The organism is Lacticaseibacillus styriensis (assembly GCF_030770295.1).
In the GTDB taxonomy this organism is placed as follows: domain Bacteria; phylum Bacillota; class Bacilli; order Lactobacillales; family Lactobacillaceae; genus Lacticaseibacillus; species Lacticaseibacillus casei.
The window spans coordinates 1249109-1261674 of sequence record NZ_CP132483.1 but is presented as its reverse complement, the minus strand read 5'-3'; the positions used below and the strand labels follow the sequence as shown (position 1 = coordinate 1261674).

The 12566-nt window shown below is 47.6% G+C and carries 11 protein-coding genes; 5 read left to right on the top strand and 6 right to left on the bottom strand.

From position 1 onward, the window contains the following. Positions 1-82: 82 nt before the first annotated feature. A complete protein-coding gene (locus LACSTY_RS06135) occupies positions 83-595 on the bottom strand; it encodes a hypothetical protein (protein ID WP_087912036.1) in 513 nt (170 codons plus the stop codon). Between the two features lie 169 nt (positions 596-764). Between LACSTY_RS06135 and LACSTY_RS06130 the strand changes: the two genes are divergently transcribed. Next, the gene (locus LACSTY_RS06130; protein ID WP_087912035.1) at positions 765-1274 is read left to right on the top strand and encodes a hypothetical protein; all 510 of its coding nucleotides are present in this window, start codon (positions 765-767) and stop codon (positions 1272-1274) included. Between the two features lie 169 nt (positions 1275-1443). Here LACSTY_RS06130 and LACSTY_RS06125 read toward each other — a convergent pair whose 3' ends face one another. The 5 genes from LACSTY_RS06125 to LACSTY_RS06105 are packed head-to-tail and all read right to left on the bottom strand — an operon-like array spanning position 1444 to position 8639. Continuing rightward, a complete protein-coding gene (locus tag LACSTY_RS06125; RefSeq protein WP_087912034.1) occupies positions 1444-2097 on the bottom strand; it encodes a GNAT family N-acetyltransferase in 654 nt (217 codons plus the stop codon). A 46-nt stretch (positions 2098-2143) separates the two neighbouring features. Then, entirely contained in the window at positions 2144-2956 is an 813-nt protein-coding gene (locus tag LACSTY_RS06120; RefSeq protein ID WP_087912033.1) for a DUF2399 domain-containing protein, read from the bottom strand. A gap of 36 nt (positions 2957-2992) precedes the next feature. Continuing rightward, a complete protein-coding gene (locus LACSTY_RS06115; protein ID WP_162494858.1) occupies positions 2993-6115 on the bottom strand; it encodes an SbcC/MukB-like Walker B domain-containing protein in 3123 nt (1040 codons plus the stop codon). Further along, positions 6112-7131 (bottom strand): hypothetical protein, encoded by a 1020-nt coding sequence (locus tag LACSTY_RS06110; protein ID WP_151466850.1) that lies wholly within the window; start codon positions 7129-7131, stop codon positions 6112-6114. Before LACSTY_RS06110 ends, LACSTY_RS06115 begins: the two co-directional genes overlap by 4 nt. Before the next feature lie 11 nt (positions 7132-7142). Continuing rightward, positions 7143-8639, bottom strand: a complete 1497-nt coding sequence (locus LACSTY_RS06105; protein ID WP_087912030.1) for a hypothetical protein — start codon at positions 8637-8639, stop codon at positions 7143-7145. Between the two features lie 198 nt (positions 8640-8837). On the opposite strand from LACSTY_RS06105, the gene LACSTY_RS06100 reads away from it, so the two are divergent. From LACSTY_RS06100 to LACSTY_RS06085, 4 genes are read left to right on the top strand one after another with little or no spacing between them, the layout of a single operon-like run. Beyond that, entirely contained in the window at positions 8838-9728 is an 891-nt protein-coding gene (locus LACSTY_RS06100) for an ABC transporter ATP-binding protein (protein WP_087912029.1), read from the top strand. Beyond that, the gene (locus LACSTY_RS06095) at positions 9725-10489 is read left to right on the top strand and encodes an ABC transporter permease (protein WP_049169028.1); all 765 of its coding nucleotides are present in this window, start codon (positions 9725-9727) and stop codon (positions 10487-10489) included. The genes LACSTY_RS06100 and LACSTY_RS06095 overlap by 4 nt, the downstream gene beginning before the upstream one ends. Positions 10490-10505: 16 nt before the next feature. Then, positions 10506-11600, top strand: coding sequence for a sensor histidine kinase (locus LACSTY_RS06090; RefSeq protein ID WP_191981870.1), 1095 nt, complete (start codon positions 10506-10508; stop codon positions 11598-11600). After that, the gene (locus LACSTY_RS06085; protein ID WP_087912028.1) at positions 11597-12205 is read left to right on the top strand and encodes a response regulator transcription factor; all 609 of its coding nucleotides are present in this window, start codon (positions 11597-11599) and stop codon (positions 12203-12205) included. The genes LACSTY_RS06090 and LACSTY_RS06085 overlap by 4 nt, the downstream gene beginning before the upstream one ends. Positions 12206-12566 lie beyond the last annotated feature (361 nt).

Genomic DNA, 12566 nt, shown 5'->3' with positions numbered 1-12566 from the left:
CGACTCAATAAGTACCATATTACCAAAATTGCGGATGTTTTTCTTTTAAGGATTCGTACTTTGACTGATTTTCGGCAAAAGATCAGTACTTGGTCGAGTTGCTTTCGGTCCGCAGCCACGCGTCATATTGATCGACATACCACTGATCAAATCCACGCCCGTTTTTGAGGTAAGTGTCCTTATTAGTTTTCATAACAAGCCCGATTAAGGCATTCTTCTCATCGGGTAACGGCGGTAATTTAGCGCGATTGTCGGTCAAGCTCTTGATAATCGATACTTTCGTGGGTCGTTGCAAGCCGTAATCAATCACCTTGACCGCTGCATAGCCTTTTTTATACCGATGCACGCGTGCATTGAATTGAACAATCTCGCCTTTGGTTAAAAGTCCCAATTCGGCAAACTGTTTCGTATAATTGAGCCAAAGATGATCTGTGACCTCTTGATCACCAAGCATGACGTGTTCAAACAAGATTGTTGGCAAAAAACGCGTGTTGATTTTTCCGCGCATTGTCCGCTTCATCCCAATGCCGGCATAAGTTGCTTGAAACGTGAAGCGTTCGTCAGAACCCAATTTTTTAAGCTTTTTCCTAGTCATTTGCGTCTCCCCCAATTTTAACCGACCATCATTTGTCAGCTTTTGTGTTAATAATAGATTTTGCTAAAAGCGCCATTTCTGTTAACATAGCTAGCAAAATTTTTAAATGAATAATCGGGTATTGGCTGTGAAATGTTGTGCAAACTACGCTAATCAATAGAGGGATAGCATGCTTATTCGAACGATGCAACGCCGCTCTTTTATCAAACAACCGGGTAACATACTAACCACTCCGCGTTCCCGCGAGGTTTGGCACGAGTCCGATTTCAGCGGTTTTTGGGAACCTTATGAATGGATGCGCCATCAGTTTGAGCTTCGCCGAATGTCGCTAAATCCTGATAATGCGTTGCTCTGGGGCTGGATTCATCCGCTTCACGAAGAAGAACAATATCGCGGCTTCAATGATCGGCGTGTTGCGTCAGTTCAGTTAATCGTCGATATTCCCAGCCAATTTGTTCTAGCAAGTGATTTTGATGCGTGGCATATTCCTCTAGGTCATGGCAATTTTTCCGACAATCTTTCTAGTAATGATCATGACTGGGAGAAGTTATTCGATGAGCACTGGCTTTTAATGAACGGCTGGGAACCGCAAAGTAAAAATGCTTACGTGCAGTGTGTTTTCCCATATATCAAACGGGAATGGATTCGAAACATTAAGTATTTTCGCGGCATTTATTAATGACAATTTCAAATTTTGAAACATAGAAGGTGACACGGTGTCACTTCTCTTGCAAGATAACTAAAAATGCCAGCACACTTGTAAATAAGCGTACTGACACAACAATCACCGTTCCAGAAATCTTTCAAAGAACTACAACCTTTACTTGGTAAATTTAAAGCAAGACTGGTCAGAGTTCCAGAGTATAGACATTTTCGGTTACAACTTTGTGAACGTCTGTCAACTGTTTGATGTTTTCAGACTTACCGACATAATATGTCTCCATGTCCTGCCCGTATGCAATCTCCTGATCGTGTTCATCGTAAACAGCGACCTGCTTATCATCGGTGACACGGAAATGAGTCCATTCTGGTACATGATTCTTGGAACTATGGCCATGAACAATTGATGCTTGATAACAAAGTCTTGCGCCAATTGCCTGGTACAAACCATTGGCCGCTTCATCATCAAGCGTATAAATTAACAAAACTCCACCACGTATTTTTAATTGGGATCGCAATTGGCTCAACAATGCCTTAGCGATCCCAATATGTTGATAATCAGGGTGCACCGCAAGCGTATCAAGTGTTGTCAGGACTGTCCCTTCAGGAAGACCATAAGATGTCGCTTTTGCTTGACCTTTTTCCAAGAAAATAGCCTCAGCAATGCCAATAACTTGTTGATCCTTAATTGCGACAAGTGAAACACCTGTGTCATCCGAAACAGTTCCCTTTTCGGCAGTAATCTCGTCCTGAAACGAACTACGCATATATGCCAGTGCGCGACATCGCAACCAGCTCTCCAGCATTTCCGGTTGATAATTTTTAATTGTGTATGTGACCATCGTTCCCCCTATTTGTAAACATCTTCCATCAACCAGTCCCAGTACCTTACTTTCCGGCGTCAAGCCACTGCCCAATCCGCTCCTCATAAATCCCCATCAACTGTTCTTGCTCAACAAACTTCCCAAATAGCGTGATCGTTGTCATCTCGGCCTGATAGACAGGCGTCACGACCTTTAATTTCCTAGTACGATGTGGATCTTTTTTTCCCATATCAGCCAGCCAGATGCGAACATCTTTAGGCGTCTGCAAAGCCGCCACGTCTTTTGCAGCGGTCTGTTTTAGCAATCGCGCGAATTGATCAGCCATTTGCACGCCTTTGCTGTCGAGATCGCCTAAATAGACATGACGCATGCCGCGGTCTTCGAGGCGCTGAATAAGCTGAACGTAAACGTCATTGAAGTCATTGCCGGATTGCAAAATTAATGGCCAATTTGGATGTTCTTGATGCAGCAACGCGAAGACGCCATTGTTTTCAATCACCACCGCCTGCGTGTTTTTCAACGGAAAGTCGAGCATTGGTTTGAGCTGCCAGGGATTCAATGTCAGCGGCTGAGGCAGGTCGGTCGCAAAAATATTGGCCGAGGTAAACGCCATTCCGATGAGGCGCGCCGTCAGTTCATTGACTTGGCCAGACTGAAAGCAATGGGTCATGACCCAGCGATAATAGGCAAAAAGCGGCGGATCTTCGTGCGGATCGTTCAACGCATGAGCGGTTAATCCCAGCGCGACTGCCTGTTGTCCACGAGGCGGCAAGGCTTTCCCGCGCGCAATTTGATCAAACAATTGATCCAGTTGCGCAGCTTTTTCCGGTGCTGCTTGGCCTGTCAGGCTTTCAAAAGCATCGCTGTAACGACTCACGCTTGCTGTCCTCCTCTTACCTAACTAATCCATGACTCAATCATTATCGGTGTCCTTTTTCCAAATAAAGTTCTGCTGAACGCGATTTAAATGGAAGCGGCCGTCGCCTTGCTGCGGTGAGGCCATGACGTCCCACACAATGTTGTCGACGCCGTCTGCCAAAAGCTTGTTTTGCGCCCCGCTTGGCATCGTAGCAATAAAGCTGAAGCCAAAATTAACAATCGTTTTGGCAAAAGACTTAGCTGTTTCCGGATCGAGTTTATCGGCAAACTCGTCAAACATGACCAAATGCGGTGCATCGGCACGATTCGACCGTTGCAAAACCATTTTCGGCACCAGCAAGAGTGGTAACACCATCGCCTGCGCCTTTTCCGCGCCTGAACCGCCGGACTGGACAAATTTATCGTCCACTACTTCAAAATCGTTTTCACCGCTTTGACGCCGCCGAATCAATACCTCAAAATCGGACCATTCGCGCGTATCGAGCAACTCCCGCGCAGCAGCAAAGAACGCGTCATCGTCATTTGAAACCTCGGTGTTGTTAGCAAGTTGGTCGAGGTGCTGTTTCACCAACGTTTCAAGATGCGGTCGTTGTTGCCGCTGCGGATCACAGGCTTCTTCGATGGCTTCTGGTGCGATCCCCTTGATCGGCGTCAAGCGGACTTTCAATTTGATATGTTGATGGCCGGCCCCAGCCGCAAGAATCTGGTTGTAAGTCGTGATGACGTTGTACTGCGCACTGATCGCTGCCGTTGCCGCCTGGACAAATGTCGTATAAGCCATGTCATTGCCGCTTTGTTCTTCAGCTAAAGCTTTCTCCACCGCGGCATGATCATCATCTAAAAGTTTCAATGCTTTGTTAACGTCAAACGCCACCACGGTCAAGCCATTGTCTGCGACTGAACGCTGTTGGCGCATCGCACTGGCTTCAGCAGGAAAGCCGCGATCGGCAAACAACACATCGAGTGCATTTTGATCCTCTCCGTGACCGTCATGGCGGTGAATCAGGCGACCAATTTGATCACTAATATCCGCATAATTGCTGCTGCGAATTTTGGCGCGATTACTTGTGGCAAACGCCAACAATCCGTCAATGTCAGTCAGGTGAACGTCCTCTGGAAAATATGGCGTCAACGTTTTAAGTTTCCCTGCAGCATCTGCCGCCTCTTTGGCTAATTGCGTCGTGTCTGCTTTAATCGTACCAGTCAAAGTATTGATGACACCTTGTCTGGTGGCGATTTCGGTTTCCACGCTTTGCAACTGTTGAGTTAACTTTCTTTGCTTGGTAGCTGCCGCGGCCAAACGTTTCGGCAATTCCGGATCAATTTTCAAAGCTGCTTGTTCGGCCTTCAGCCGCGTGATGGTTTGCGCCAACTCGTCCTCGTCAAAGTCGGGATCAAAGAAGTCTAACCAAGTATCAAGGTTACTCTGCTGGGCTTTTTGCTCGCTTTCATTAGCAGTTAACAGCGACTGTATGTGAAGCAAAGTCTGCACCAGCGGTTTGAGCTGTTTGCGCAGATCCTTCAACTGAGACAAAATTGTTGGATCTTCTAAAATCACAGTCAAATCCGGCTGTTTTTTCAGAATCGCTGACTGTTGGTCACGCAAAGGCTGATATTGCGTGTTCATTTGCGCCGCGCCTGCTTCATGAATGGTTCGGTTGTCTTCCTGCAAACCATCATGAACCCGGCCGCTACCAAACCCCTGCACTCGCGTATCAATGGCGGTTCCCATTTTGGCTTGCATCTGCTTGGTAATACCGACATCTGTGCTAAGACGATTGATCGTCTCTTCCAGCCCATCATACTGAACCTTCGCCGATGAGACTTGATGAATGTAATGCCCAAGCCCTGCTTCAATCTCCTGCCAGTCATCAGCCTGCATCACTTGGGAAAAGTTGTTCAACGTGCTTGTCAAAGCGAGTAGTTTGACTCTGATCGGGGAAAGATTGGTTTGCGTGTGATCGGCCAGTTGTTGTTTAATCCGATCATGTTTGATGGCCAAGGTTGCCAGCTGCTGCTGTAATGCTGCGACTTTTTGTTGTGTCTCGCGATAACGGTCCAATTCGGCTTGGCTGGTTTTAATCTGTTGTTCGTATTGCGCCCGGCGCTTAATCAGCTGATCCTGCTCGGCTTTTTCGTTGCGCAACTGCTCAACCTGCTCCGTTATTTCCGTTACCGCTTGATTTAAATCAGCCAGTTGTGCGGAATAAGCCTGTACTTCCTGCTGCGTATGGGTCAATGTTTCCTGGTTAGCGGCATTGCGGGCAAACCGTTGGCTATACGGCGTCAATAAAACTTCTTGGAGATGATTCAGGTTATGCCAAAAGATCCGCGATTTCATTTGCTTCAATCGCCGTTGACCTTCGCTGATTCGTTTTAACAGTCCACGATACGTATTCACCTGCCGCTGACTGTCAGCGAATCGGCGAATCACCATATCATCGATACCTTCCTGGGCGTCTTTTAATGCCGCAAGAATCGGTGCGAACTTTTCATTGCCGGACGTTAACGTCGGCGAGGCTAATAAGCGATAGGCATTTGCTAGACGGCCTAGTACTTTGCCGTCGCTAAAACCGTAAATGCGGGTCGCGGCAAATTCTCGGTAATCTTCCGGCCGATCAAACACATGCAGTTGGTCACCCATCGCGGCATTCGCAGCTTTGAACTGATTTTTATCGAGACTTTTCCCTTCAGCATCCGTTGTGTGAAGCTCTAACGCATCAGTCGGGTTCGGCGCGATGACAATAAACCACCAAGTTGGCTTGCGCGGATCATCTTCCACCCGCGTCGCACCAAGACCTAAGATGACTTGACGCTGATCCGAGCGCATCAAAACGTAACTATAACCTGTCCTCACTTTCATAGCGCCCGGATCCCAGCCGAGCAGCATCGATTCAAAAGTTCGTGTATCCCGACTGCTATTGCGGACACTTGCACTTTGCGAAACTTTCTCTGTGTTCTTAGCTGGGTTAAACGATGGCGTCGTAATGGCACCATCAATCAGCATTGGAAAGAAACAGTTGGCAAGCGTCGTTTTGCCGACCTCATTTTCGCCGATCAAGGTCAGATTGCCATTTTCAGCCGCTTGCATATCCAACTTGGCGTACTTATTAAAATTACGCAAATGATAACTGACTGGCACTAATTGTTGCGTCAAGATTTAGCTCCTTCTTTGCTTTCTTCATCCTGCGTCACCGCAAACCGCGCCACAATCGGCGTTGGCACCCAGTAATCATCCTGAGCACGCATTAAATCATTTTCAAGTAAGGCGGCCTTTACCTGACTTGGTTGAATCGTGAAGCCTGGAAAAAGTTCGGCAGTCACGGTTTTGATTAAGCCAGTCAAGTCATCGGCGGCCACGCCCGACCCCAGTTGATGGGCGACAACTAACGCAGCGAGGTAAGGCTTGGCAACGCTGGGCTGCCGCTGTTGATCCAACAATAACGCATACTGATCCCCGACTTCCAAAACGAACCGGCCACCTTGAGTCCACTGCTCGGCAATGGCTTCTTTATGGGCCTCGAGGACAGGCCAAAGTTGCTGCGTGGTTTTGGGACTCATGAATTGTTCCGTCAACAACACCCGATTGACCTTTTGAACCTCGCTCAAAGCCGGCTGCGTTTGGTCATTGGTCAAAAAATCGACCAGGTTTTGGGCAAATTCGTTAAAGTTGGGATGGATCTCCCAGTAGTCATCAATTTCGGCAGGAATATTTTCCGCGCCTTCCTCAAGGCGATCCGGCGTGAACAGCCCAAAACGCTTCACAAACAGTGCATCAATGCAACGCAGTAATTCGCGTTCGTCAAGCTCGGTCACTTCGCTGTGCACCTGACGGACGAGTTTTTGCGTCGGAATGGCACGATCCTCCAAATTGCTCTGTAATTCCGGTTCATTGATGATCGTTTTCACGGTTGCCAAAAGCACATGCACGACTTCCGGCGAAAGTTCTTCCTTACCGATCATGAAGAAAAGATTCTCTTGAAAATTCTCCGGCGTTGCACCGAACATATTTTTGAAATAGTAACTAAGCCGTTGCTGTACGGACAGCTTTTTGAGTTCACTAATGGCAGCGCGACTGATTTGAGTCGCAGCGGGTAATGGCGTTGTGGTAAACATGCCATGATCCAGCAGTTCATTGATGACAAGTTGGTCTAACTTGGTAATTCTGGCCATAAGTGCCCTCCTCAAGCAAACGTAAATTTAAAACCGCACGGCAACACGACCGCATAATCTTCTCCGGCCACCTGCAATTGCAGTGGCGGCGTGTTCGGTAAGGCATCCACTGCTTTGGCGGGACGGCCGAAGGGGGCAAAGCCATTCAGATCTTCGTGATAAGTCGCTGCAAACAACTTGATAATCTCGTCCCGCGCTGTGACAGTCTGCAACGTCAAATCGTGATCCACCCGACCGTGACGATCATCCACCATCAACGTTTGGCGAAATTCGCGTAACCCTGCCACCTGCGCCTGTTCGGTGGGTGCATCATCGGTGATATCCGGATTATCGGTCTCGCTGGCTGGCTGCTTGCGGGTCGGATTCGCTAAGTAGCTGACCGGTCCCATTGTTGAGGCATCAAGCAGATCGCTGGGATCTTCCACCTCGCGATCCGCCGGCAAGTGCCGTGGCACCTGCACCGGAATGTGAAGTTGTTGATAGTGTGCCAGCAAGCCATCTAACTTTTTGGAAAGCGCCTTGATGTCAATGGTTTGGCGCTTGGCATGTTCAAACTCCTGGCTTAACAAGTGAACAATGCCCAATAACGTGTTAAACACTAAATAAATCGAATCCAGACTGCTGTCAATCGCTGTGGCAGTCGGACTCATACTGAGTGCTAACCGCGTCATCTGCGCCTGCGCCCATTGTTTGGTCCGCTGCAGCCGCATCACTAACGCTTCTTGACGGCCAACCGCCCGAGCAGCATCAAGATCATCACTGCCTTGCTGGGAATGAGCAATCTGATCGGCAAAAGTGGCATCATTTGCTAAACCTTGAATCCGTGACGCCTGATTCAGCATCTGCTGATAAGCAGGAATTGCCTTGTGGCGCAACATCTGCTGCAAGTGGCTGGCCGCCTGACTGCCGTGATTGAAGGCAATATCATTGGCTAGTTCATCAAGGTCATCCTCAAGTTTATGAATACCTTTCATGACATCATCGTATGCATTCAGCATGTTTTGAAAATCATTGTAAAGCTGCGTGTCAGCGCCTGAACGCACCGGTACACTCAGTTTCGCCACCAAATCAACATATTCCTGAATCCGATTTGTGTTAGCGGTAATCGTTGTTTCAGCGTCAATGACTTTTTGCATCATTTTCAAATATTCAATGCCGCTGCTGGTAATCCGATAAACATAGGATTGGATAATATGGTAGCTGCCATTGTGCATGCGCGCACGCACTTTTCGCGGATTCATCTCGACCAAACCAGCTTGCGTGACCAGCACATCAAGCACTTTCTTCAAAACATCGTCAGCAATCGGTGTTTCGCCACCGCTCGCGTCCAGATAATCGTTGTTATATTTTCGTGCCAGGTAGCTTAACGTAACGGGCTCACTGCTACTACCGGCATCACGGTAAAGAATCGTCAACACGAACCACCCGGCAAGCGGATGATGCACGCTCAAACCTAATTGAGTTGCCAATAATAACTGCCGCAAAGGTGCTGATAAGGCTGCTGCCATAAGCTGGTCCCTTTCTATGTCCATACCACTGTCTGATGCCTTCCATTATACAAGAAGAATGCCTCGCACAATAGCGCCCACATCCAGCATGCTGTCAGACTTTTTGCAAAACATGACATTTGTCACACCACATTCATGACATTCGCGACTACTACCCAATCTCCCGACCACGTAGTATCAGTAGTGGAGGTGGACAACATGACCACAATCATTCAAACAGAACATCTAAAATTCAACTATGACAAGAAACAGGTTTTAAAAGACATTAACTTAACCGTCCATGCCGGTGAAATCATCGGCTTGATAGGTGTCAACGGCGCTGGTAAAACAACGCTACTGAACATTTTGCTAGGGCTTTTATCGGGAAAAGGCGCCGTCAGCGTTTTTGACAAAAAGCCCGGTAACCCCAATAGCAAGGCCCGAATTGGCTCGATGCTTCAAGGCGACATGATCATCCCCGGCATTACTGTCGGCGATATGTTAAAACTTGCCGCTGAACAGACTGAGCATGCGCTTGACCCAGACAGCTTGCTTGCCGATCTGAACCTGACGCAACTCAAGACCCAGCGTCTCGGTAATCTCTCCGGCGGCCAACTTCGCCGTGTCACCTTTGCCGTTGCGTTAATCGGCCAACCTGATCTGCTGTTCCTAGACGAACCGACTGTCGGCATGGACGCGAATGCCCGAAAAGCTTTTTGGGATCAAGTTGAACAACTGCGACAACAAGGCAAGACCATCGTTATCACTAGTCACTACCTCGAAGAAATTCAGCAAATTGCCGATCGCTTATTGATCTTGCAAAATGGCCGCTTTACGTTCGATGGCACCTTACAACAGCTTCAAAAACAACATCTGGGCGCCACAATCACTTGTGAAACCGATCTGCAACCAGCCATTTTTAGCGGACTGGCTGATGTCGATCACGTCCACAGCATGGGTGACAAACTGGTCATTCACAGCCGCAACGGTGATCAGACGCTGAAAGCACTCGTACCGATGCTCGATCGACTGCATCAAATCAGCTTGAATCGCGAATCACTTGAAGACATTTTCCTACAGTTAACGAAACAGGAGGTTCCACAATCATGAAAACATTCTTAGCTCAAGTGGCCTTTGACGGCAAGCGCCTGGTGCTCCGCAACTTTTCGTTTATTTTCTTCTCGCTCCTAATGCCAGCAGGATTCTATCTGCTTTATACCAAAGTCATGATCAGTGGCTCTGCTGTTGAAATTAAACAATTTAATATTAGTTATATGGATCAAATGATTGTCTTTAGCATTCTCCTCGAAGCTCTTTTCAGCATTGCGTCTATCTTGAAACGCGATCGCGACAAAGGATTCACGACATTTTTAAGATTATCGCCAAAAGGCATGGTCCCCTATTACGTCTCAATCACTTTCTGGATGTTGATGATGAGCTTGCTTTCGGTGATTGTCTTAGGCGGCATTGCGATTGGCGTTAACAATGTCAGCCTTGATGCTAGTCAGTGGTTAGGCTTCCTTGGCATTATTTTGGTCGGTCAATTACCTATCCTGATGATTGGCATTGCGTTGTCTCATATTCGGCGTGAAGAAATGCTCAGCTTGGCCAGTAACTTACTCACTTTTCCCATGGCCATTATCAGCGGCTTATGGTGGCCGATCAGCCTGCTGCCGAAGTGGTTACAAACCATCGGCAAGGAGACGCCGACTTACTTCGTGAATAATCTCTTAAATCAGGTGACCTCACGTGCTACAGTAGACTTAACAAATCTAGTTGGGATTGCTGTCTGGTTTGTGCTCGGCAGTTTGCTGGTGGTTGTCATGACTAAACATGAACAACGGAAGGGCGTGGCTTTGGGTGAAGCATAATCTTCGGTCATGGTTAATGAATCTTGAATGGACCAGCTATATTTGGCTGGTCTATTTGCCGTATATCATGGCTCAATATGTTCCGACAAAATCGGTCACTGACTGGATTTGGCTCGGCTTGGGCGTGGTGTTTCTGGTCGTCTACATTCTGGTCAACGAAATCGACCGATGGCTACCTGTCACCATCCCGCTGGAGCTGGCGATCACCGGTTTATTTGCCATCTTCGCTTTCAATGATTACATGATTATTTATCCCGGTTGGCAAGTGTCCTTTATTTTAGCTAGGTACCCACGAAAATATTTTCACTGGTTCGCCACAGCCTTCTATCTCATTATTCTCGTGGGTCTATGGCGTGCCAATCTGGTCCATCCGGGTACTTTAAGCATCTCAAATGGTAACCTGCTCAATCTCGTTTTCCCGCTTGTCTCGCCAATCTTTGCCTATACTGCCTCACGCTCCATTATCCGCCAACGCCAACTTCGGCAAACAAATCGGCGTCTGCAGGCCATCGTTCGTCGTGGTGAACGGGAACGGATTGCCCGCGACTTGCACGACACCCTCGGCCAGAGCTTTTCGATGATGACCCTTAAGGCAGAGCTCGCCAAAAAACTACTGGACAAGGCACCTGAGCGCGTCGGACCGGAACTGGACGACATTGCCCAAACCAGTCGTCACGATTTGCAGTTGGTTCGTTCGATCGTCAACGACCTGCACCAACAGTCGTTAAGTGAGATGATGTTGACGCAAGGGAAAAATCTTGCGGAAGCAAATGTGGTTTTGCTGACAGACGGCGAAAATGACGCCACTGAATGGCCAACCAAGGTGCAGATTCATCTAAGTCCGGTTATTTCCGAAGCCATTACGAATGTGATACGCCATGCGCACGCGCATCAAGTTGAGATAACCTTCGAGCAAACGCCAAGCGACTATATCGTCAACATTCAAGATGACGGACGATCCAAAAATAATTATGCTCGTGTTGGGTCAAATGGCATGAGCGGCATGCGACAGAGAATGGAAGAAGTTAACGGCACCTTTGCGATCATCCACAATCGGCAAGGTACCCTGGTCACACTTACATTACCAAAGGAGTGGCAGCAACTATCATGATTACGTTATATCTCGCTGAAGATCAAAGTATGTTAAACTCGGCACTCACCCAGCTGCTGGACTTAGAAGATGATTTGCATGTGCTGGGAAGTGTTGGAGATGGTGAAAAGGCATGGGAAGACATCCAGCAGCTCAAGCCCGATGTTGCCATTTTAGATATCGAGATGCCCAAACTAACCGGCCTTGATGTCGCCGATAAAATTCATGAAAGTGACTTGCCAACGAAAGTCATTATTTTGACCACCTTTGCGCAAAAGGCCTATTTTGAGCGCGCTGTTGCGGCTAAAGTGAACGGTTATCTTTTAAAAGACAGTCCAAGCGACGACTTAATCGCAGTCATTCGTAAAATGATGACTGGGCAAACAATTTACGCGCCAGAGTTGGTGACAAACATGGTTACGGCCGAAAGCAATCCCCTCACTGACCGCGAACTGGCAGTTTTGGCAGAGGTTGCTAGCGGGTTGTCTTCTAAGCAAATCGCTGCTTCCTTGTTTTTGTCTGAAGGTACAGTGCGTAATTATCTATCGGCCATTTTTAGCAAGCTCGGGGTACATAATCGGATTGAGGCGGTGGAGGTGGCTAAGCGGAATAAGTGGTTGGCTTAGGGTTGCTGTCATCGCAACAAATGTTGAAGATGCGGACAGGTATTATGGTATATTATTAGACAAGAAGGAGAGAGCTCCCGCGATGAAAGTCAAAGTGCAAATGTAAGGTACACATGAGATTGCTAGTGCATTCGCTCTCTTCCTACAAAATACATTTTGCGAGTTGACTCAAGACTTGCTTTTTTACATTTTATAAATATCTTTAACCGCCACATATTCTTCTCATGTTTTAGAAAACACACTATGTTGCGGTCGCAGTCCGCGTGACTGCGTGAATTGAAGTCTGAGACACGCTGGAAACAATTTTGAGATAGCTGAGTCGTAGTTTTCATGGTTACCTCAGTTGAACTTAAAATTAAAC